Here is a 23401-nt window from a genome sequence, read left to right on the forward strand (position 1 = left end):
CAATGGTGGGCTGGACGGGGGCATCGAAAGATGCGCCGGGTTCTCTGTTGACCGGTCTGCTAACCCCGTTCAGTCCACTACCCAAAGGGATTAGCAGCTCTTGGTGGTGGGATAAAGCCATCAACTGAGAGGTTGTCATCATAGATTCGACGACTAAAGCCCCTTGCCGTACCGCTTTTCTTCACCTGCCAGCATCACTGGCCGCCACTCTCCGGCCGAAGGTGCGCCATGTACGATAACTCGCCCCGCGAAGTGGAAGACCTCATTGATCATTGCCGTGCGCTCATTTACGCCGTTGTCGTACTTGATCAACCCGTTGCAAAAGAAATACTCAATCTCGTCCTATGGCAGCAAATAGACCTGCTATATCAAACTTATCATCACGCCACCAGCGAGCCTCTCGAGGCCGAATAACCCCTAAATGCAAAAAGGCATCGTGAGATGCCTTTAAAAAGTTTGGATAACTATTTCAGCCAGATAGCAAATATCCCTCCCCTATGCCCGTTTCCCAAACCTACCATGAATCACATTCTCGCCATTTTCCAGGCTATCCATATAGTCGGCATACCATTGAAGCATTTCTCTGCGACCATTCAGATATTGAGCGTGATTATAGGTACCGCGAATACTGTTTTTATCGACGTGAGCCAGTGGTGTTTCTATCCAGGCCGTATTGAAACCCTGCTCATGCAAAATAGTGCTCATTGTGTGGCGAAAACCGTGGCCGGTGGCCCTGCCGCCATAACCGATACGTCGGATCAGTACATTGAGTGTCATCTCACTGATAGGCTTGCTGTGCTGTATTCTGCCGGGGAACACAAACTGATAGCGCCCGCTGATAGGTTGAATCTGCTTTAGTATCGTAATGGCTTGATCCGGAAGCGGCACCATATGTGGCCGACGCATCTTCATTCTCACCGCGGGGATCTCCCATAAGGCATTATCAAAATCAAACTCTGCCCATTCGGCCTGCCGCAATTCACCTGGGCGGGTACCGGTGAGGATCAGCAACCGCATAGCTAATTTAACCAACATGCTGCCGCTATAACTGGCAAGGCTAGAAAGAAATTCAGGGATTTCATTAATCGTAAGATGTGGATAGTGTTCGCGTTTATGGGGAGCAAAAGCACTGGCAAGGTCAGGGGCGGGATTATATTCGGCTCGGCCTGTGATGATGGCGTATTTCCAAACCTCACCACATCGCTGCCGAACCTTACGCATTTTCTCAGTGGCACCCCGTTTTTCTGACTTGGACAGCACGGCCATTAGCTCAAGTGGTTTAATTTCTTTGATTGGCCGGTAACCGATATATGGAAAAACATCTCTTTCAAACGTGCTCATCATTTCTAAACGATAAGATTCAGACCATCTATCATAACGCCGCTGATACCACTCTCGGGTGATAGCTTCAAAGGTATTACTACCCTCTCCTTGCTGCACTAACTTTTGTTCTTTTCTTAAATCACTGGGGTTAATACCCACCATAACCAGCTTTTTAGCCTCATCCCTTTTTCGCCTTGCCTCAGTTAGCGAGACAGCAGGATAAGTGCCCAATGAAAGCATCTTAGGTTTGCCAGCAAAACGGTATCTAAAGCGCCAACCTTTCGAGCCATTTGGCTCCACCAGCAGCGACAATCCATTACCATCCGCTTTGGTGTAGGGCTTCTCTTGGGGTTTTGCACAGCGTATCTCAAGGTCCGTGAGTGCCATGTGTATAGAATCCAGAGTGTATAAAACATGATGTGTATAGAATTTGGAGTGTAGAGAATTTCTATACAGATAACTATACACGTTTGTATGTGGATTCCCGTGAGCAACAATAGCCGTCAAGAGACAACAACAGTGGCCTAAACCTTGCTATGACTGGGTTTGATGTACTTCGGGAGATACTGCGAGACGTTAAGTTGGAGCGGGTGAAGGGAATCGAACCCTCGTATAGAGCTTGGGAAGCTCTCGTTCTACCATTGAACTACACCCGCTTCGGTGTGCGGTTTGCATTATAACCGGTTCTTTGACGTGGGCAAGAGAAGATATGGTATAAGCGCCGGTATTTTAAGCGATTAGATTAAACAAAGCATGACCGCTGCTGTTTTTGCTTGGTAAAAAGGGCGCCGTGGCGCCCTGATAGGTTTACCGTTAATCCGCGTAACTTATTTTACCGGGCGCATTGCCGGGAACAAGATAACATCGCGGATAGTATGGCTGTTGGTAAATAACATCACCATACGGTCGATACCAATACCCAGACCCGCTGTTGGCGGCAAGCCATGTTCCAGTGCGGTAACATAGTCTTCATCGTAGAACATCGCTTCGTCATCGCCTGCTTCTTTAGCGCTAACCTGATCAGCAAAGCGTTGAGCCTGATCTTCAGCATCATTCAGCTCAGAGAAACCGTTACCAATTTCACGACCACCGATAAAGAATTCGAAACGGTCAGTGATAAACGGATTATCATCATTACGACGTGCCAGTGGGGAAACCTCAGCCGGGTATTCAGTAATGAAGGTTGGCTGAATCAGGTGGCTCTCGGCGGTCTCTTCGAAGATCTCGCATTGAACACGGCCCAGGCCCCAGCTCTTCTCAACTTTAATACCCATTGACTCGGCAATTGCCAGAGCTTTGTCCATATCGTCCAAATCTGCCACATTGGTTTCAGGACGATATTTGCAAATGGCTTCTTTCATGGTCAATTTAGCAAAAGGCTTACCGAAATCGAATGTCTGTTCGCCATATTGCACCACACTGCTGCCCAGCACGGTCTCAGTCAGAGTGCGGAATAACTCTTCAGTCAGCAAGATCAAGTCGTTGTAATCCGCATACGCCATATAGAGTTCCATCATGGTGAACTCTGGGTTATGACGCGGTGAAACACCCTCATTGCGGAAATTACGGTTGATTTCGAACACACGTTCAAAGCCACCAACCACCAGGCGTTTCAGATACAGTTCCGGTGCGATACGTAAGTACATATCGATATCCAGCGCATTGTGATGAGTCACAAACGGACGCGCCGCCGCGCCGCCTGGGATCACTTGCATCATAGGCGTTTCGACTTCCATGAAGCCTTTTTCTACCATGAAGCTACGAATACCGGACATGACTTGTGAACGAATTTTGAACGTTTTGCGGGATTCATCGTTCGCGATCAGGTCCAGATAACGCTGGCGGTAACGGGTTTCCTGATCAGCCAGACCGTGGAATTTATCCGGCAACGGACGCAGTGCTTTGGTCAGCAAACGCAGTTCGCTACAGTGGATAGACAGCTCGCCGGTTTTAGTCTTAAACAACTTACCGCGTGCACCCAGGATATCACCCAGATCCCACTTTTTAAATTCTTCGTTATAAACGCCTTCCGGCAGATCATCACGGGAAACGTACAACTGAATACGGCCACCGACATCTTGCAACGTTACGAATGATGCCTTACCCATGATACGACGAGTCATCATACGACCAGCAACAGTCACTTCGATATTCAGCGCTTCTAATTCTTCATTCTCTTTGCTGCCGTACTCAGCATGTAGCTGATCAGAGAGATGCTCACGACGGAAATCATTAGGGAAAGCAATCCCCTTATCCCGCAGCACAGCCAGTTTTTCCCGACGAGCTTGTAACTCACTATTGAGTTCTTGCGCTGGCTCAGCGACTTGTGTTTTTTGCTCTGACATCTCAGTTCCTCATAGCCCGGCTTTCAAACTTGCTTCAATGAATTTGTCCAGATCGCCATCCAGTACTGCTTGCGTGTTACGTGTTTCCACGCCGGTACGCAAATCTTTGATACGGGAGTCATCCAGTACATAAGAACGGATCTGGCTACCCCAACCGATGTCGGACTTATTGTCTTCCAGAACCTGTTTATCAGCATTTTTCTTTTGCATCTCAAACTCATACAGCTTCGCTTTAAGCTGTTTCATTGCTTGATCTTTGTTTTTATGCTGAGAACGGTCATTCTGACACTGAGTCACGATATTGGTAGGAAGATGGGTAATACGTACCGCAGATTCTGTTTTGTTAACGTGCTGACCACCCGCACCAGATGCACGGTAAACGTCGATACGCAGGTCTGCCGGGTTGATTTCAATATCAATATCGTCGTCAACTTCTGGATAAACAAATGCAGAACTGAAAGAAGTATGACGACGGCCACCAGAGTCAAACGGGCTTTTACGTACCAGGCGATGTACGCCAGTTTCAGTACGTAACCAACCAAACGCATATTCACCAATAATCTTAATGGTGGCAGACTTCAGGCCCGCAACATCACCATCAGATTCTTCAATGATTTCAGTTTTGAAACCTTTGGCTTCAGCCCAGCGCAGATACATCCGCAGCAACATGCTGGCCCAGTCCTGGGCTTCTGTACCACCGGAGCCAGCTTGCAGATCCAGATAACAGTTGGCGCTATCATATTCACCAGAGAACATGCGGCGGAATTCGAGCTGGCCCAGTTTACCATCGAGGATTTCTAGCTCAGCGATTGCTTCGTTAAAGGTCTCTTCGTCATCAGCTTCAATGGCTAATTCCAGCAGGCCGGAAACATCGTCCATACCTTGATCCAATTGATCAATGGTGGAGACAATTTCTTCCAGCGCAGAACGTTCTTTACCCAGCGCTTGAGCGCGCTCAGGTTCATTCCAGACGTCGGGCTGTTCCAGCTCGGCGTTTACTTCTTCCAGTCGCTCTTTCTTGGCATCATAGTCAAAGATACCCCCTGAGAACGGCTGTCCGATCAGACAGGTCCTGAATTCGGTTTTTTACCGGATTTACTTCAAACATGGTTTTGAGTCTTACTTTGGGTATAGAACCGGTAATTCTAACGGATCTATACGACGGTTTATAGCAGGTTGACTATATTTATAGCGCCTACCCTATTTGTAGCGCCTTACCCTGCAGACTTAACCTGGCAGCCGTATTTAGCGCTATTTAGGTCATTTCGATGCTAAATCAATAAGGCCATAAATGCTGAACCAGTAATTGAACACTGCGATTACCGCGATATTCATTAATATCGAGTTTATAGGCCAACTTAACTTCACGCACGCTGCTGTCTGGCCACAAGGTGGTATCGATATTAAAAGCAATGCCATCCAGTAATGGCCCACCATTTAGCGGTTCAACCATTAGCTTCAGGTGGCGTTCCCCCACCAGCCGCTGTTGCAAAATGCGGAACTTGCCGTCAAATGTGGGTTCAGGGAAAGATTGCCCCCACGGGCCACCATCGCGCAATAACTCTGCTGTTTCCAGCGATAACTCCTGGCCTTTCAGTTCACCATCGGACCAGACAATGCCTTCTAATTGTGAGGCATCCATCCATTCACCGACTAAATCTGCAAAGCACTGGCGAAACGCTTCAAACTTATCCTGCTCCAGCGACAACCCTGCCGCCATCGCATGCCCACCAAATTTCAGTATCAGCCCTGGGTTCAAAGTATCGAGACGCTCAAGGGCATCGCGCATATGTAAACCAGCAACACTGCGCCCCGAGCCTTTCAGTAAGCCGTCACCCGCTGGAGCAAAAGCGATAACTGGCCGGTGAAAACGCTCTTTAATCCGTGAGGCCAAAATCCCTACTACGCCCTGATGCCATTCAGGGTGATACATCGCGATACCGTAAGGTAATTCAGTGCTGGTACGTTCCAGTTGATCACACAGTTGTAATGCTTCTACCTGCATGCCCTGCTCTATCTCACGGCGTGTCTGATTAAGTGTATCAAGATCGATGGCTAGCGCTCGAGCCTGACCAATGTCATCACTGAGAAGAAGTGCCACTCCGATAGACATATCATCCAACCGACCCGCCGCATTCAGCCGTGGGCCAAGGGAGAAGCCAAGATCGTTGGCTACCAGTTGGCGGGCATCACGGTTGGCAACTTCCAATAATGCGCGGATCCCCGGGCGGCATTTCCCCGCACGGATACGGCTTAACCCCTGATGCACCAGAATGCGGTTATTGGCATCCAGTGGCACCACATCCGCCACGGTACCCAGCGCCACCAAATCGAGCAATTCAGCTAAATTTGGCACGGCCAAAGCCCGTTGGTCAAACCAGTCGCTGTCTCTGAGGCGGGCGCGTAACGCCAGCATCAGATAAAAAGTGACCCCGACCCCGGCCAGAGATTTCGAGGGAAAGTCACATCCGGCCAGATTCGGGTTAATGATGGCTTCGGCTGCGGGTAAGGTGTCACCCGGCAAATGGTGATCGGTAACCAGCACCTGAATACCCTTGGCGTGGGCCAGATCCACCCCGGCATGGGAAGAAATACCGTTATCTACCGTCACAATAAGTTCCGCGCCACGGGCCGCAACTTGCTCGACCACTTCGGGGCTAAGCCCATAGCCGTCTTCAAAGCGATTAGGCACCAAATAATCAATATTACTGCCCCCCATACTGCGCAAAGCGAGTACCGCCAGCGCAGTGCTGGTCGCGCCATCGGCATCAAAATCACCGACAATCACGATACGCCGCTGATCAGCCAACGCCTGTTGTAACAGGGTTACGCCAGCATCGATACCGTCGAGTTGCTGCCATGCCAATAAGCCTTTTACGCCTCGTTCCAGCTCTTCGGCACTTTTTACGCCACGACTGGCATAAAGGCGGCGCAGCAACGGATGCAACTGTGTGGGCAAATCGTTATTATCCACCGCCTCACGACGACGAAGTTGAGTTTTCAGTGTCACGCGTGATTAACCCGCCGCTTTTACAGAAGCCTGATGCTTATTCAGCATCTGCAACATTTCTTTCGGCTCCAGATACCCAGGCACGACAGTGCCGTTTTGCAGCACAATGGCAGGCGTCCCCTGAATACCAAATTGCACACCTAGCTTATAGTGCTCTGAAATATCGGTTTTACAGGTGGCCGGTGATATCTCGGTGCCTTTCATCGCATTATCAAAGGCTTTATTGCGATCTGCCATGCACCAAATAGAACGCATGTCTTTTTCTGCCTGGGAGCTCAACCCCTGACGTGGGAAGGCCAGATAACGAACCGTAATACCCAGTGCGTTGTAGTCTTTCATCTGCTCATGCAATTTATGGCAGTACCCGCAGGTGATATCGGTAAATACGGTAACAACGTGTTTTTCCTGCGGCGCTTGATACACAATCATTTCGCCGCTCAATGCGTCCAGTTTTTTCAGTAATAACTGATTAGTGATATTAACCGGTGGGTTGCTGCTTACGTCGTACATCGGCCCTTGCAACAGATGCTTACCGTCTGCCGAAATATAAAGCACGCCACTTTCGGTCATCACCGTACTCAAACCGGGAATGGGCGATGGCTGGATATCAGTTTGCTGAATATCTAACTTTTTTAGCGTTTGTAGGATAGCGGCATCATCTGCGTTAACCGGGCCGGCGAATACGGCGATTAACATCGGCAATAGCAATAAACTTTTTCTCATTTTTAAATCCTATCTCGTTCCACACTGCAATTATGCGCGCGGATGATGCTGTTGATGTAGCTGCTTTAAGCGTTCCGTAGCTACATGGGTATAAATCTGGGTGGTCGACAGGTCACTGTGGCCCAGTAACATTTGTACCACCCGTAAGTCCGCACCGTGATTCAGTAGGTGCGTGGCGAAAGCATGCCGTAATACGTGAGGTGAAAGCCGCTCACTATCAATACCGGCAAGGATCGCATAGTGTTTGATACGATGCCAGAAAGTCTGTCGGGTCATTTGCTGGCTGCGGTTACTGGGGAATAATACATCCAGCGATTGGCCATTGATCAGCCATGGACGCCCGTGTTCCATGTAATTCTCAATCCAGTACACCGCTTCTTCACCCAATGGTACCAGCCGCTCTTTATTGCCTTTACCAATCACCCGTACCACCCCCTGACGCAAGCTGACATCACTGATAGTCAGCCCCACCAGTTCAGACACCCGCAGACCCGTGGCATACAGCACTTCCAGCATGGCTTTATCACGCAATTCTAGCGGGATATCCACATTGGGTGAGTTGAGTAACGAATCGACCTGCGCCTCGCTTAAATCTTTAGGCAAGCGCTGCGGTAATTTGGGCGATGACAACAATGCGGTAGGGTCATCTTCACGTAGCTTTTCACGGTATAAATACTGAAACAAGCGACGCATTGCACTGAGTAAACGAGCAGAACTGGTGGCTTTATAACCGCCCTCAATGCGCTCGGCAAGGAAAGACTGCAAGTCCTGCGAACCGGCACTCAATAAATCACTACCCTGATGGTCTAACCATCCGGTTAAAGCCTGTAAATCCAGACGGTATGAGGCCAGTGTATTCTCCGCCAGATTTCGCTCCAGCCACAAGGCATCAAGAAACTGTTCAATCAGCGGGTTATTTTGCTGTTGCATTGCTGTTTCTCTCTTTGATTGAACTCAACTGCCATTATGCCTGATGACGAGGCAAATCTGGTACACTCGATGCTATTCCTTATTAGTAATGCTATGGCTATACATCATGAAGATTGGTCTCTTTTACGGCTCCAGCACCTGTTATACCGAAATGGTAGCAGAAAAAATCCGTGATATTCTCGGCGAAGATTTAGTTGATTTACATAATCTAAAAGATGTCAGCCCGCGCCTGATGGAAGAGTATTCCATCCTGATTTTGGGCATTCCCACCTGGGATTTCGGTGAATTACAGGAAGATTGGGAAGCAATCTGGCCACAGTTAACACAGCTTAATCTCAAGGGGAAAATTGTCGCCATGTATGGCATGGGAGATCAATTTGGTTATAGCGAATGGTTTCTTGATGCACTTGGCATGTTACATGACCATATCGCGCCGCTGGGTGTGAAGTTTATCGGTTTTTGGCCAATCGAAGGGTTTGAGTTTACCAGCCCGAAACCACTCAGCGCAGACGGCAAGCATTTTGTCGGTTTGGCATTAGATGAAGTCAATCAATATGATGTGAGCGAAGCGCGCATCGATCAGTGGTGTGATCAAATTCTGTTAGAGATGGATGCACTACTGTAGTCAGATTCACGGGCGCTCAAGACGCCCGTTTTTACTTATCCTGACTGACGTTCACAAGCGAAACCTGTGTTGAGAGCCGTTGGCAAGTGCCGCCAGATCAAAGGTTTCATTAATCCTCCCCCTCATCAGAGCCAAATGAATGGCGCAACAGCAGGCATAACTGCCGCCACTCATCTTCTGACATACTGTCGGCGGCTAGCCATAAACGCTTACGTGTCGAACGACTGCTAGCTTGTTTTAAATTTAATAACACGCCATAACGGGTAATCCATGGCTGTTTGGCGACAATCCATTCATGCCTTTTCCACAGTACCAAGTTGCCGGGTTTCAGCCTGATCTCGCCCTGACAGGATGTAATGTTTTTCTGGCTGCGGATACACTCAAACACCGCCAACGTCAGCAATACCAACCACAGCGCGGTATACCCCTGAGGCCAGGGCGCGACCAGCGTTAATATCACTAACACGCCATGTGCTAATAGGGAGAAAAGCTGAGTGTGCCAGGATACCCGCAGGTCACATCGCCACTGGGCCACGGGCTTTATTTCGTGTTTGAATCAGTTTGACCATCTGACACAGCTCGCTGTCTTGCGGCTCCCCGTGATTCATCAGCCAGTTAAATAAGTCTGGGTCATCACATTCTAGCAAACGAATAAACACCAGCTTCTCGTTATCACTCAAGCCATCATACTCATATTCAAAAAACGGCATGATAGAGATATCCAGTTCACGCATACCACGACGGCACGCCCAATGAATACGGGCTTTATTATCGATTTCCATGTCCTGATTGACTCCTCAATGAAGGGGATTGTCTGAACCCGGCCGCTAATGAGCGCCCGATCCAGTGATGTGTAAGAGTAACAACTTGATACACCATCACCACTGAAATGTAAGCTTAAGGGGATTAATGTCCAGCAAATGCTGTTTTTTTTCAATCACCTTCGGCATCCTGATACAGGGGCGGTGGTTATTGTACCTCAGATATCGGTTAGTTCAGATATTGGATAATAATGGTAAATCTGTGGAATAACTGCTTGCAAAGCTACCCGGCTATTTTACCATTGGGCATCAGTTCACCGCATCTCATTGGCTCAATACGGCTAATGTGCAAGATGCCATCTATTCACAAACACTATACCCAAAGTCATTGGCGTTGCAGGTAGGCCGCAAGCAAACAGATCCCGATGAGCTTACTTCAAGTAAGTGATTCGGGTAAGTGCGCGTAGCTAATACCCCTGCGACTTCAAGGACGAAGGTGATACTTATTTGCAGGTAAACCATGGTCTATAACACTCCATTTGCCGCACAACCGCCGGTCGCCTCTTCCGGGCTACCTTTGACCCTTATTTCACTTGATGATTGGGCGCTGGTAACCTTAACCGGTGCTGAGCGGGTCAAATATCTACAAGGGCAAGTTACCGCAGATATCGATGCCCTACCCACTGACCAGCATATACTTTGCGCCCATTGCGATGCTAAAGGGAAGATGTGGAGCAACCTGCGGCTATTTTACCGTGGCGAGGGACTGGCGTTTATTGAACGTCGCAGTCTGCTCGATAATCAGTTAAGCGAACTGAAAAAATATGCGGTGTTTTCTAAAGTGGTGATTGCAGCACAGCCCGATGCAGTTCTGTTGGGGGTTGCTGGCACATCGGCAAAAGCTGCGCTGGCGGAAGTCTTCGCCGAATTACCGAGTGCCGAGCATCCGGTCGTACAGCAGGGTAACAGTACATTGTTACATTTCTCACTGCCCGCCGAGCGTTTCCTGCTGGTGACCCATGCGCAGCAGGCGCAACAGTTAGTGGAAAAACTGGCTGACCGTGTACAGTTTAATAACAGCAAACAGTGGCTGGCACTGGATATCGAAGCTGGCTACCCGATTATTGACACTGACAGCAGCGCGCAATTTATCCCACAAGCAACAAACATTCAGGCATTGAATGGCATTAGTTTTAGCAAAGGTTGCTACAGCGGGCAGGAAATGGTCGCCAGGGCAAAATACCGGGGTGCCAACAAACGTGCGTTGTACTGGCTTGCGGGGGCTGCCCGTCGTGTACCGGTAGCCGGTGAAGATTTAGAGTGGCAGTTGGGTGAAAATTGGCGTCGTACCGGCAGCGTTTTGGCTGCGGTTGAGCTCAAAGATGGCACTGTGTGGATTCAGGCCGTATTGAATAACGATCTGGCGGCAGATAGCGTACTGCGGGTGCGCGATGATACGGAAAGCCGGCTTACCATTCAGCCGTTACCTTACTCACTGACCGAAGAGAAGTAGTATAACTCGGACCAGAGGCCGGTTATCCGGCCTCAATGCATCAGTTAATACATCAAACGTACAAATAGATCGCCATAAAGTGGCAGACACTGCCACCCAAAACAAAACCGTGCCAAATGGCATGACCGAAGCGGATACGCTTAGAAGCATAGAAAACGACGCCCAGGGTATACAGCAAGCCGCCAATGGTCAGTAATGCCAGCCCGCCAATCTCAAGTTTTATCGCCAGTTGGTAAATTACAATCAGTGATAACCAGCCCATCGTCAGGTAAGTCACCAGCGACAGCACTTCAAATCGATGAGCAAAAGCCAGCTTGAATATCACGCCGAACAGTGCCAACCCCCAAATAACCGCCATTAGACCTCTGGCCAGGGGCGAATCTAACCCTACCAATAGGAAGGGTGTATAAGTCCCAGCAATTAAGATATAAATGGCGCAATGGTCAAACTTCTGCAACCAAAGCTTCGCTTTACGGTGCGGGATCGCGTGGTACAAGGTTGAAGCCAGAAACAGCAAAATAATACTGCCGCCATAGAGGCTATAACTGGTGAGTGCTTTGGTATCGGCACCACTATCAACGGCTTGAACCAACAGTAATACCAGGCCAACAATACCGAATATCACGCCAATACCGTGACTGATGCTATTGGCTATCTCTTCCGCCCACGGATAAGCCGGGGCGGTAGTCGCATTAGCGGTTACGGGAGCAGACGGTGTTTCAAGGACAGATGATGTCGTCGAGACAGAGGGGGTTGTAGCAATAGACTCTGTTGTGGAAATAACGTGTATCGCTGATTTATTGTTCAATACTGATTACCCTGAACATGTGCTGTTCTGCCATTGTGCAAAAATATTACACTCAGGTTAGCTGAGAATGATTCCAGTGTACACGTGTAAGCTTAAATATTCTGTCAGTACATGTAACCCGCCATGTCCGCGGCTCAGTGAATAGCCTCCCCCCGACAATCCGGATAGACCTCTGTCGCCTAAAGATACGGGCAATACTGTATTCTGCTTATTTCCCGCCCGCCAGATCCAGCACACTGCCGGTAACATAAGAGGCATTATCTGACAGTAACCAGATAATCGCCTCCGCCACTTCATGAGGGTGACCACCACGTTTCATGGGTAACAAATGTTGGATCCGGTCAACCCGCCCCGGTTCACCACCACTAGCATGTATATCGGTATAGATAACACCTGGCCGTACCCCGTTGACCCGAATCCCCTCAGCCGCCACCTCCAGCGACAAACCGATGGTCAGCGTATCAATCGCCCCTTTCGAGGCCGCATAATCCAAATACTCCCCCGGCGCACCAAGGCGGGCAGCGGCAGAAGAAACATTAACAATTGCCCCACCATTACCACCATGACGCAATGCCATACGTCTGACAGCCTCGCGGCTACATAAAAAATAGCCCGTAACATTGGTGGCTAACACTCGGTTAATACGTTCGGCGGTCAAGCCTTCAATACTGGTTTGTGGGAACAGAATACCGGCATTATTGACCAGCGCAGTGATTGGCCCAAGTTGGGCCTCAAGCTTTTCAAATAGTGCGACAACCTGTAGTTCATCAGCAATATCAGCCTGTAGTGCCACTGCCAGCCCACCCCCGGCGGCTATCTCAGCAACAACCTGCCGGGCTGCCTGTTCATCATTAATATAATTTACTGCCACCCGATAGCCATGTTTTGCCAACAGCAATGCGGTGGCACGACCAATTCCCCGGCTACCGCCCGTCACTAATGCCACTTTCTTATGCATATCCCTGTTCCTTATTCAGCTGTGAGTTTTTTCCCAACTTAACACGCCAACCAGCACAGAGTTATTCATTTGCAGCGGCGGTGTCCGCAGCGTTAAACGGTCTTCCTCAAATTGATAATAACGAACCTGCTGACTACCCACCCAGTTGGGGAATAAACAGCCTTCGACAATATGGGTGACGATGTTCTGCTCTTCATCGATTTTGTAACGACCAAAATAAGTGAGCGCGGTAAGAAAAGCATTTTTTATCTCACCATCACTGCCTTGTAGCCAGTCTTCAGAAACAAACTTCGTTCTACCTCCACTGTAAATTTGTGCCGCCATAGTGCCTTGTTTTTCATAATTAAGTCGCCCTAACACCTGCTGCCCCATCGGGTAATGAATACGGCCATCCGGCAAGGTAAAGTACTGCGAGATAAGTGACCAACTACCTATAAATCGGCTATTCATCATAATATTCCCCCATTGATATAACTAAGAGTAAGCGTAGCCATTAATTGAGGGATATATCGAATATCACTGTTATGCTGATAGCAAAAGAGCCGCTTGCGCGACCCTTAGATTTACTCACAACATATCTCACAATGTATATCACTCATAATCACTGACTGGCACACATGAACAGAACAAATTACGATCGCCGTACACATCATCCAGACGTTTCACGGCCGGCCAGTATTTATTTTCCATCACACCCGCAACCGGGAATACCGCCAGCTCGCGGCTGTAAGGATGCTGCCAGTTACCCACCAACTCAGCTTGAGTATGTGGCGCATTCACCAGTGGGTTATCTTCCAGCGGCCACTCGCCTCGCGCCACTTTTTCAATCTCAGCGCGGATAGCTAACATCGCATCGATAAAGCGATCCAACTCAGTTTTACTTTCAGATTCCGTCGGCTCAACCATCAGTGTTCCGGCAACTGGGAAGGACATGGTCGGGGCGTGGAAACCGAAATCAATTAAGCGTTTGGCGATGTCCATCTCGCTGATACCGGTCGCTTCTTTCAACGGGCGGATATCCAGAATACATTCATGTGCCACACGACCATCATGGCCGATATACAGTACCGGGTATGCCTCTTTCAGACGGGTAGCAATATAGTTGGCATTCAGGATCGCCACCTGACTGGCTTGTTTCAGACCATCGGCTCCCATCATGCGGATATACATCCAACTGATTGGCAAAATAGACGCGCTACCGAATGGTGCTGCAGAAACCGCCCCTTGCTGGGTCGTCATGCCATCAATTTGAACGACACTGTGGCCTGGAACAAAGGGGGCTAAATGGGCTTTGACACCAATTGGCCCCATGCCTGGGCCACCACCGCCGTGTGGAATACAGAAGGTTTTGTGCAAGTTAAGGTGTGAAACATCCGCGCCGATATAACCCGGCGTAGTGATGCCCACCTGCGCATTCATGTTCGCGCCATCAAGATAAACCTGCCCACCAAACTGATGTACTATCTGACACACTTCACGGATAGTTTCTTCATACACACCGTGGGTCGACGGGTAAGTCACCATAATACAAGACAGCTCATCACCGGCTTCACCCGCCTTTTGGCGCAAGTCATGCAAGTCGATATTGCCTTGCTTGTCACAAGCCACCACCACTACCGACATACCGGCCATTTGCGCCGAAGCCGGGTTAGTGCCGTGAGCGGAACTGGGGATCAAACAGATATGACGGTTCGCCTGATTACCGCTTTCATGGTAACGACGAATAGCCAACAGACCGGCATATTCACCTTGAGCACCTGAGTTTGGTTGCATGCAAACCGCGTCATAACCGGTCAGTTGCACCAACCACTGTGACAATTGACTAATCATTTGCTGATAACCAGCCGCCTGCTCCGGCGGGCAGAACGGGTGTAACTCAGCGAACTCCGGCCAGGTGATAGGGATCATTTCTGCGGCAGCATTCAGCTTCATGGTGCAAGAACCCAGCGGGATCATCGCCTGATTTAGCGCCAAATCTTTGCGTTCTAAACGATGCATATAACGCATCATTTCGGTTTCGCTGTGGTAGCGGTTAAATACCGGGTGGGTCAGAATAGGATCTTGACGCAGCATCGTGTTCTGAATCGATTGGCTATTCTGGCTAACCCTGGCGTCAAGTTGGTCAATATCCAAGCCGTGATTATCACCGGCTAACAATGCAAACAGGGTTTGAAGATCGTCGCGGGAGGTGGTTTCATCCAGCGTAATACCCACTGCGCCATGAATGTCAGTACGCAGGTTAATACCAAAACTCAAGGCGCGGGCCAATACGGCGGCTTTATCTTTGACTTCAACTGTCAGAGTATCGAACCAATGCTGGAAGCGCAGAGTCAGACCCGCTTGCTGTAAGCCAACGGCCAGAATATCGGTCATCCGATGAATGCGGCCAGCGATACGCTGCAAGCCCTGTGGACCATGATAAACTGCATACAGGCTGGCGATATTGGCCAGTAATACCTGAGAAGTACAGATATTGGAGTTGGCTTTTTCACGGCGGATATGTTGCTCACGAGTTTGCATCGCCATACGTAATGCGGTGTTACCGGCGGCATCGCGCGATACGCCAATAATCCGGCCCGGCATCGAGCGTTTAAACTCATCACGGCAGGCAAAGAATGCGGCATGTGGCCCACCATAGCCCATTGGCACACCAAAACGCTGCGCGGAGCCAAAGACCACATCGGCACCTTGTTTGCCCGGTGCAGTCAGCAATACCAACGTCATAATATCAGCGGCAACACTGGTAATAATTTTGCGACTTTTCAGTTCAACCAGCAGCACGCTGTAGTCATGCAGCTCACCAGTAGTACCCACCTGTTGCAGCAGCACCCCGAAAACGCCCTCTAGCTCCAGCACTTTTTCAGCACGGTCAACAATCACTTCAAAACCAAAGGTTTCAGCGCGAGTACGCACCACATCCAGCGTTTGTGGATGTACGTCATCGGCGACGAAGAAGCGATTAGTGTCCTTTAGCTTACTGGCACGTTTAGCCAGTGCCATAGATTCTGCCGCTGCTGTTGCTTCATCCAGCAAAGAAGCGGAAGCCAGATCCAAACCGGTCAGGTCTTGTGTCAGTTGTTGGAAATTCAGCAATGCCTCAAGGCGACCCTGAGAAACTTCAGGCTGATAAGGGGTATAGGCCGTGTACCAACCGGGGTTCTCTAACATATTACGCAGGATAACCGGTGGTGTCAGAACCGGACTGTACCCCATGCCGATATAGGATTTATAGCACTGATTCTGGCTGGCAATCCCTTTAAGTTCCGCCAGCGCCTGATGTTCCGTGGCAGCATCACCTACCGGTGGTGGGCTTGGTAATTGGATATCTGCCGGAACAATCTGCTGGATCAATGTACTTAACGAGCTGGCACCAATGGCGGCCAACATCTGTTGCTGCTGTTCAGTTGAAGAGCCAATATGGCGCTGAATAAAAGCATCGTTATGTTCAAGCTGGCTGAGATTCTGAGTCATTGCTACACATTCCTGAATAGGGCATGGGACGGAAAATATTTGATATTATTTACTAACCGCGCCTTGGAGAGGTTTTAGACATACTCACAAAGCCGAACTAAGGGGAAACACGTCGTTCGGATCGTAGTGGCGTAAGCCACCGGAGTGCCCGTAGACGTGGTCAACCCTTAGCTCATTGCACTGATCACTCACCTCAGGCTTTTTTCATTTACTCGTCGATAGTCGCCAGATAAGCATCGGCATTTAGCAAGCTGTCTAACTCGCTTTCATCAGATGCTTTAATGCTGAACAACCAACCATCGGTATAAGGCGCGCTGTTCACCAATTCTGGGGAACTTTCCAACTCGGTATTCACGGCAATGATTTCGCCGCTGATGGGGGCGTAAATATCGGAAGCCGCTTTCACTGACTCGGCCACAGCACAATCACTGCCAGCGGAAACTTCACTGCCCACTTCTGGCAAATCAACAAACACCATGTCGCCCAGGAGTTCTTGCGCATGTTCGGTGATCCCAATGCTATAGACGCCATCGCCATCGGCACGAACCCACTCATGTGATGACGCATATTTTAATTCTGCTGGTACATTGCTCATGACTGCTCCTTAAAAAAGAGTTAGAGCCGAAAATTTAGGCCCTTATAATTCGGAATAATTTACAGCGCGACCGGCTTACCCGCCCGCACAAAACCCGGTTTTGTCACCCGCACCGGCATTTCACGGTTACGGATTTGTACTACGGCACTCTCACCAATGCCCGCAGGCACACGGGCCAGGGCAATACTGAAGCCCAGCGTTGGCGAGAAGGATCCGCTGGTGATTACACCGACATGCTGATTGCCCGATGCATCAGAAAAATGCACTGGCAACTCATTACGTAATACGCCTTTTTCGGTCATGATCAAGCCAACCAGTTGCTCAGTCCCTTTAGCACGTTGCTGCTCCAGGGCTTCACGGCCAATGAACTGACGATCCTCCGGCAACCAGGCTACCGTCCAGCCCATATTGGCGGCTAACGGAGAGACACCTTCATCCATTTCCTGACCGTAAAGATTCATACCGGCTTCCAGACGCAAAGTATCACGTGCGCCAAGCCCTGCGGGTTTCACACCAGCGGTCAGCAATTGTTGCCAGAATTCAACGACCCGCTCTTTCGGTAACGCGATTTCATAACCGGCTTCACCGGTATACCCCGTGGTGGCGATAAACAAATCACCCGCTTGAATACCAAAGAATAGTTTCATACCGGCGATAGCTTGCTGCTGCTCAGCAGTGAGTAACTTCGCTACTTTCTGTTGGGCTGTGGGGCCTTGTACCGCGACCAGCGCCAAATCGTCACGCACCGTTACTTCAACCTGATAAGGTTCGGCATGCTGAGTTATCCAGGCCAGGTCTTTATCACGGGTGGCGGAGTTAACCACTAAGCGGAAATAGTCTTCGCGGAGGAAATAAACAATCAAATCATCGATAACACCGCCGGATGCATTCAGCATCCCGCTGTAAAGGGCTTTGCCCGGCTGGGTCAGTTTGGCAACATCATTAGCCAACAGATAACGCAGAAACTCACGAGTTCGGGCACCCTGTAGATCGACAATAGTCATATGAGAGACATCGAACATACCGGCGTCCTGACGCACAATATGATGCTCATCGATTTGTGAACCATAGTGTAATGGCATCATCCAGCCATGAAAATCTACCATGCGCGCACCGCACGCTAGGTGTTGGTCGTACAGTGGGGTCTGCTTAGCCATTTTGTCCCTCAAACAGTTGCATGTAACGAGTGTCACTATAAACAGGCATATACCCTAGATAATTCGGGTTGCAGGAAGGCGGCAACTAAGCGAGCCCCCAGGAGCTTACATCAGTCAGTGACTGGGGTAACAAATCTGCCGGGAGCAGATTTGAACGCTGTTTGCCGCGGCCTCGCAGAGGCGAGGCCCATGGACGGGCCGAGTAATGAAGGCAGCCAACACACATGCAACTTGAAGTATGACGGGGATACGCAAACGATACCTTTCACCCAACGTATCACCGAATCTATCCGGTAACCATAAGCTAAAATAGGCGATAACACGCCATGAAGGTATAAAATTCGGGGATATTGTGTAGAGTTTTCCACTGTAAAACTGCGCACGCAGGCACAAAATTAACAATTAAACCGTTAAATCAGCGATTTTATATAACCAGATAACCAAAATCCTGTCAGTTTCAACTTTTCAGGCTTTGGTTATCAATAAGAAAAACTAATGCGAAAATCATGCTGAAATTAGATTATTTCAACTGAGGGTAAATTTGGCGAGTCACGAAATTACTTATCTAGCCAATCGGGTAAATCATTTAGCCCCATCGCCTGACGGACTAACTGTGGTTTTACACCCGGCAAGTTATCAGCCAGGGTTAACCCAATGTCACGTAACAACTTTTTAGCCGGATTGCTGCCAGCAAACACCTCACGGAAACCCTGCATACTGGCGAGCATAACCGCAGCACTGTGCTTGCGGCGGCGTTCATAACGGCGCAGATAGAGATGCTGACCGATGTCTTTGCCCTGACGCTGTAAGCGCCGGAGTTCTGAAACTAATGCGGCGGCATCCATAAAGCCCAAATTAACACCCTGCCCAGCCAAAGGATGTACGGTATGAGCCGCATCACCCACCAGTGCCAAGCGATGGGCGGCAAAACTACGCGCATAACGCCCAGTCAGTGGGAAGGTCTGTCGCTCACTCTCAAGCTGACATGGCCCCAAACGCATATCAAATGCCATTCCCAACTCGCGGTTAAACTGCTCTGCAGGCAGTGCGGCTAATTCGGCGGCGCGTTCCGGGGGTAATGACCAAACAATCGAGCTGAGATGTGGATCACCAAACGGCAGGAAAGCCAGAATGCCATCGCCATGGAACACCTGACGTGCTGTGGCCTGATGAGCCTCTTCAGTTCGAATGGTTGCCACCAGCGCATGGTGAGCGTAATCCCAGAAAGTCAGCGGAATATCTGCATGTTGGCGTAACCAAGAATTCGCGCCATCCGCCCCGACCACCAGCCTGGCACTGAGCATCCGGTCGTCAGTCAGGGTGATAAAAGCTTCGCTTTCCCCCCAAGCTACCTGCTTGAGGCTGGCTGGAGCCAACAGCGTGACGTCTGCCAATTGGCAGGCACGCTGCCACAGTGCCTGCTGAATCACCTGATTCTCAATGATATGCCCAAGATGGCTGAAACCGTATTCATCGGCATGGAAAGCAATTTTGCCAAAACTGTCCTGGTCCCAGACGTCCATACCACCGTAAGGGCTGGCACGCAGCGCCAGAATGCTATCCCACACGCCAATTTTTTGCAGTAAGCGCTCACTGGCTGCATTGATCGCCGAGACACGGAGCGCCAACTCGCCGGTCAGAGGCGCGGGAAGCAACTCCTGCACCGGCTGGTGCTCAAGGATAGCGATACGTAGGCCACTGCCCTGTAGGCCACAGGCTAGCGACAGACCGACCATTCCGCCACCGGCGATAACCACGTCATATGATTGCATGCCGAAACATTTCCCCATGAAAGATGAACTTTATTTACCCTATAGATTTCTCGATGCAGGAAGGCGGCAAGCGAGATAACCCCGATGAGCTTACATCGGCGGTTATTGAACGCCGCCAACACACCTGCAACGTGAAAGATGACGGGTAAAACGTTAACGTTCAACCCACCCCAGTGTACGCCGGGCAAAAGTATCACGTATTGCAGGTATCTGTTCCATCGACATCAGAGCCAAATTACGCCCAACTACCAACGGCCCATAGCGATTGGCAAACAGGCGAATCAACCCATCAGTGACACCGATAGTCGCCTGTTGGTCCGGTTGCCGCCGTTGTTGATATTGGCCAAGCACCGCATAGCTACCAGGATCGCTCCCCACAAGGGCAGCCTGTGCAATGGTTTCAGCCAGTGACATCACATCACGCAGCCCTAAATTAAAGCCCTGCCCGGCTATCGGATGCAATGTTTGGGCGGCATTGCCCACTAACGCCAGACGATGGCTGACATGGCGCGAAGCCGTTAGCAGCTGCAATGGGTAGCTGTCGCGTTTGCCAGCATGAAGCATTTTCCCCAGCCGCCAACCGAAAGCCCGCTGTAGTTCAGCCAGAAAACGGGTGTCATCCCAGCTATCGACTTGCTGCCTATCTTGTTTGGCGTGACACCATACCAGCGAGCTGCGCCCTTGTGACATCGGCAATAACGCCAATGGCCCATTGCGGGTAAAGCGCTCAAAGGCACGGCCATCAGGCGGTTCGGCGGTCGTGATATTGGCAATTACCGCAATCTGTTGATAATCCTGTTGCTGCCACTGAATATTACAGGCCTGTGCCAGTGCTGAATGCGATCCATCGGCAGCGACCAGTAACTTGGCACTCAGTTGCTGGCCGTTATCCAACGTTACGCTGGCTGATTCGGCGATACGAACCACATCAACCACAGTGGCCGGGCAATGCAGCGTCACACCCGGTGCTGTCTGTAATAAGGCGAACAGACGTTGGCCGGCATCATGCAGCTCAACAACATGGCCCAATGCCGGAACACGATAATCTGCCGCCCGTAAATTGACAAAACCGGAATGGCCGCAGTCACTGACGTGAACATGTTCAATAGCAGTGGCACAATCGGCCAAAGCCGACCAGATACCAATACGGTCCAACTGCTGGCAGGTTCCCTGCGCCAGTGCAATGGCTCTGGCATCAAAGCCCGGATGTTGCCTGCTATCAGGTTGTTGTGCCTCAACCAGTGCTACCGGCACCCTCCCTTGAGTGAGGGATGAAATAGCCAACGCCAGTGTCGCACCGGCCATACCGCCACCAACAATGATCACGCTCATCAGTTATCTCGCCGCCGCCATCAGTGCTTCAATGGCATCGGGGTCTTTCACTACACTGGCGGTCAGATTTTCATTGCCATCAGCGGTAATCACGATGTCATCTTCAATACGAATACCGATACCACGGTATTGCGACGGGACATCGGCATCTGGCGCAATATACAGGCCAGGCTCAATGGTCAGCACCATGCCGGGTTCAAGAATGCGGCCACGGTCGCTGTTGGTATAGTCGCCGACATCATGCACATCCAGCCCCAACCAGTGGCTCAGGCCGTGCATAAAGAATGGCCGGTGTGCCTGCTCTGCGATTAACTGCTCGATATCGCCTTTCAGAATAGCCAAATCGACCAACCCGGTTACCATAATCCGCACCACCTGCTCGGTAACCTCGCGGATGCTGGTTCCCGGACGGAACAGTTCCAGTGATTTATTAATCGAAGCCAGAACAATGTCATAAATCGCCCGTTGTGGCGGGGTAAATTTACCGCTAACCGGGAAAGTACGGGTGATATCACCGGCATAGCCCTGATATTCACAACCCGCATCAATCAACACCAAATCACCGTCGCGCAGTTCACACTCATTTTCGGTGTAATGCAGAATGCAGCCGTTTTCACCGCCGCCGACGATAGTGTTATACGCCGGATAGCGCGCACCGTGGCGAGTAAACTCATGTAGAATTTCCCCTTCCAATTGGTACTCAAACATACCGGCGCGGCATTTCTCCATCGCGCGGGTATGGGCCAGGGCGCTTATCTCACCGGCGCGGCGCATCACTTTAAGCTCTTCGTCTGACTTAAACAGGCGCATCTCATGTAACCATGGACGCCAATCAGTTAAGGTCGCGGGCGCACGCAAGTTTTTACGAAAACCGTTACGTAATCTTTCCAATGCGGCAAAAACAATTTTATCAGCATAGCTGTATTGCCCCTGCGCGTGATAAATCACATCAAGGCGATTGAGTAGCAAATAAAGCTGTTCATCGATGTCATCGAAAGGTAATGCGCGATCAACACCTAACTTAGCGGGAGCGGCCTCTTGCCCTAAACGGCGACCAAACCAGATTTCAGCGGTTAAATCCCGCACCCGGTTAAACAGCACACTGTGGTTATGGGTTGCATCACTTTTTACCAAAATCAACACGGCCTGTGGCTCATTAAAGCCGGTCAGATAACTAAAATCGCTATTCTGCCGATAAGGATATTCCGAGTCTGCGCTGCGCGTGGCCTCTGGCGCGGCAAAAAAAATTGCCGCACTGCCTGGAGCCATCTTCGCCAACAGCGCCTGACGGCGGTTCTGGTATTCTTGCTGAGTCATTACACCCTCCTGAAATATCCGGTTTTAATTACCTGAGACTCACTTAACCATAGCTACCAATTGATAAAATCAGCTCATTGCTCACAATCAATGCAGTGTCGGTTTGCGCATCTCTGGCGCAGTAGGCTTTTGTTGGGTAAATTCGATATGGCACAAAATGGCTGCCACACGGACATATTCGATAACTTCTTCCAATGATTGAGCCAGCTCTTCTTGATCTTCATCTTCGTCATAGCCTAGCTGGGCAATATTACGCAGATCATCAATGGCTTCGCCCACTTCATCTTTCACTTGGGCCAGCTTCGGCTGCATCATGCCCAGCCCCAGTAAAAAATGGTTTACCCAACCAGAAAGTGCGTCAGCCCGGTCAAATACCGTGGCGGGTTCCCCTTCGGGGATCAGCAACTGGAACATAAAACCTTCGTTCTCCAGTGCTTCTTGTGTTGCTTCATGTAACTGTTGTAACGGTAAGTTGAGGGCTTGCGGGAAAGCGAGACCTTCATTGGTCAGGTCATACACCAGTGTCTGCCAGCCGTTGTCCTTGCTGCCGCCACACAGTATGCCGCTGATAAGACCATGCATTTCAGCGGGGGTTAATGCCACTGCTTGCTGGCTCAGCGCCAGGGCAAGTGATGAGTAAGTGGGTAATGTATTCTCTATAGACATGCGTATTGGTCATCGTTGGCAGGATAAGTTCGTGTTATGCTACCATCAAGAAAGGTCGCTATACCAGAAACGCAACACTCTATCCTCTATAGATT

21 protein-coding genes and 1 tRNA gene are annotated in these 23401 nt (G+C 50.1%); 3 read left to right on the plus strand and 19 right to left on the minus strand.

Annotated features, from left to right (window positions below):
- The first annotated feature begins 228 nt into the window (after positions 1 to 228).
- Positions 229 to 414, plus strand: coding sequence for a hypothetical protein (locus AEP37_RS14155; protein WP_049613935.1), 186 nt, complete (start codon positions 229 to 231; stop codon positions 412 to 414).
- An 81-nt stretch (positions 415 to 495) separates the two neighbouring features.
- Here AEP37_RS14155 and AEP37_RS14160 read toward each other — a convergent pair whose 3' ends face one another.
- The 7 genes from AEP37_RS14160 to xerD form a co-directional block, all read right to left on the minus strand.
- Positions 496 to 1710, minus strand: coding sequence for a tyrosine-type recombinase/integrase (locus AEP37_RS14160; protein WP_049613936.1), 1215 nt, complete (start codon positions 1708 to 1710; stop codon positions 496 to 498).
- Between the two features lie 195 nt (positions 1711 to 1905).
- Positions 1906 to 1979, minus strand: a tRNA-Gly gene (locus tag AEP37_RS14165).
- A 171-nt stretch (positions 1980 to 2150) separates the two neighbouring features.
- Entirely contained in the window at positions 2151 to 3668 is a 1518-nt protein-coding gene (lysS, locus tag AEP37_RS14170; RefSeq protein WP_049613937.1) for a lysine--tRNA ligase, read from the minus strand.
- 9 nt (positions 3669 to 3677) lie between these two features.
- Positions 3678 to 4776 (minus strand): peptide chain release factor 2 gene (prfB, locus tag AEP37_RS14175; RefSeq protein WP_156168602.1). Its coding sequence is split into 2 segments (ribosomal slippage): positions 3678 to 4700 and positions 4702 to 4776, totalling 1098 coding nucleotides; the frame shifts between segments, so codons are not numbered across the junction.
- 168 nt (positions 4777 to 4944) lie between these two features.
- Complete coding sequence (gene recJ, locus AEP37_RS14180; protein ID WP_049613939.1) at positions 4945 to 6678, minus strand: single-stranded-DNA-specific exonuclease RecJ; 1734 nt, start codon at positions 6676 to 6678, stop codon at positions 4945 to 4947.
- A gap of 6 nt (positions 6679 to 6684) precedes the next feature.
- Complete coding sequence (dsbC, locus tag AEP37_RS14185; RefSeq protein WP_049613940.1) at positions 6685 to 7401, minus strand: bifunctional protein-disulfide isomerase/oxidoreductase DsbC; 717 nt, start codon at positions 7399 to 7401, stop codon at positions 6685 to 6687.
- A 30-nt stretch (positions 7402 to 7431) separates the two neighbouring features.
- Positions 7432 to 8331, minus strand: coding sequence for a site-specific tyrosine recombinase XerD (gene xerD / locus AEP37_RS14190; protein WP_049613941.1), 900 nt, complete (start codon positions 8329 to 8331; stop codon positions 7432 to 7434).
- 106 nt (positions 8332 to 8437) lie between these two features.
- On the opposite strand from xerD, the gene fldB reads away from it, so the two are divergent.
- Entirely contained in the window at positions 8438 to 8956 is a 519-nt protein-coding gene (gene fldB, locus AEP37_RS14195; RefSeq protein ID WP_049613942.1) for a flavodoxin FldB, read from the plus strand.
- 109 nt (positions 8957 to 9065) lie between these two features.
- Here fldB and AEP37_RS14200 read toward each other — a convergent pair whose 3' ends face one another.
- Positions 9066 to 9491: a protein YgfX gene (locus AEP37_RS14200; protein WP_049613943.1), complete on the minus strand. Its 426-nt coding sequence runs from the start codon at positions 9489 to 9491 to the stop codon at positions 9066 to 9068.
- On the minus strand, positions 9472 to 9738 hold the full coding sequence (gene sdhE, locus AEP37_RS14205) for an FAD assembly factor SdhE (protein ID WP_049613944.1): 267 nt from the start codon (positions 9736 to 9738) through the stop codon (positions 9472 to 9474). The genes AEP37_RS14200 and sdhE overlap by 20 nt, the downstream gene beginning before the upstream one ends.
- A gap of 499 nt (positions 9739 to 10237) precedes the next feature.
- Here sdhE and ygfZ point away from each other — a divergent pair, with 499 nt between their 5' ends.
- Positions 10238 to 11230, plus strand: coding sequence for a tRNA-modifying protein YgfZ (gene ygfZ, locus AEP37_RS14210; RefSeq protein ID WP_049613945.1), 993 nt, complete (start codon positions 10238 to 10240; stop codon positions 11228 to 11230).
- A gap of 52 nt (positions 11231 to 11282) precedes the next feature.
- On the opposite strand, the gene trhA is transcribed toward ygfZ, so the two are convergent.
- The 10 genes from trhA to AEP37_RS14260 form a co-directional block, all read right to left on the minus strand.
- The gene (trhA, locus tag AEP37_RS14215; RefSeq protein WP_049613992.1) at positions 11283 to 11993 is read right to left on the minus strand and encodes a PAQR family membrane homeostasis protein TrhA; all 711 of its coding nucleotides are present in this window, start codon (positions 11991 to 11993) and stop codon (positions 11283 to 11285) included.
- A gap of 253 nt (positions 11994 to 12246) precedes the next feature.
- Positions 12247 to 12996 (minus strand): SDR family oxidoreductase, encoded by a 750-nt coding sequence (locus AEP37_RS14220; protein WP_049613946.1) that lies wholly within the window; start codon positions 12994 to 12996, stop codon positions 12247 to 12249.
- A gap of 15 nt (positions 12997 to 13011) precedes the next feature.
- Entirely contained in the window at positions 13012 to 13449 is a 438-nt protein-coding gene (locus tag AEP37_RS14225) for a lipocalin-like domain-containing protein (RefSeq protein WP_049613947.1), read from the minus strand.
- 138 nt (positions 13450 to 13587) lie between these two features.
- Entirely contained in the window at positions 13588 to 16467 is a 2880-nt protein-coding gene (gene gcvP, locus AEP37_RS14230; RefSeq protein WP_049613948.1) for an aminomethyl-transferring glycine dehydrogenase, read from the minus strand.
- 208 nt (positions 16468 to 16675) lie between these two features.
- Positions 16676 to 17062 carry a glycine cleavage system protein GcvH gene (gene gcvH, locus AEP37_RS14235; protein ID WP_049613949.1) on the minus strand — a complete coding sequence of 129 codons (387 nt, stop codon included), beginning with the start codon at positions 17060 to 17062 and terminating at the stop codon, positions 16676 to 16678.
- A 59-nt stretch (positions 17063 to 17121) separates the two neighbouring features.
- Positions 17122 to 18219, minus strand: a complete 1098-nt coding sequence (gene gcvT, locus AEP37_RS14240) for a glycine cleavage system aminomethyltransferase GcvT (RefSeq protein ID WP_049613950.1) — start codon at positions 18217 to 18219, stop codon at positions 17122 to 17124.
- 557 nt (positions 18220 to 18776) lie between these two features.
- On the minus strand, positions 18777 to 19991 hold the full coding sequence (gene ubiI / locus AEP37_RS14245) for an FAD-dependent 2-octaprenylphenol hydroxylase (protein ID WP_049613951.1): 1215 nt from the start codon (positions 19989 to 19991) through the stop codon (positions 18777 to 18779).
- Between the two features lie 153 nt (positions 19992 to 20144).
- Positions 20145 to 21323 carry a 2-octaprenyl-6-methoxyphenyl hydroxylase gene (gene ubiH, locus AEP37_RS14250; protein ID WP_049613952.1) on the minus strand — a complete coding sequence of 393 codons (1179 nt, stop codon included), beginning with the start codon at positions 21321 to 21323 and terminating at the stop codon, positions 20145 to 20147.
- A 3-nt stretch (positions 21324 to 21326) separates the two neighbouring features.
- A complete protein-coding gene (pepP, locus tag AEP37_RS14255) occupies positions 21327 to 22640 on the minus strand; it encodes a Xaa-Pro aminopeptidase (protein WP_049613953.1) in 1314 nt (437 codons plus the stop codon).
- Positions 22641 to 22727: 87 nt separating this feature from the next.
- On the minus strand, positions 22728 to 23306 hold the full coding sequence (locus AEP37_RS14260; protein WP_049613954.1) for a YecA/YgfB family protein: 579 nt from the start codon (positions 23304 to 23306) through the stop codon (positions 22728 to 22730).
- Between the last annotated feature and the right edge of the window lie 95 nt (positions 23307 to 23401).

The organism is Yersinia pekkanenii, assembly GCF_001152565.1.
In the GTDB taxonomy this organism is placed as follows: domain Bacteria; phylum Pseudomonadota; class Gammaproteobacteria; order Enterobacterales; family Enterobacteriaceae; genus Yersinia; species Yersinia pekkanenii.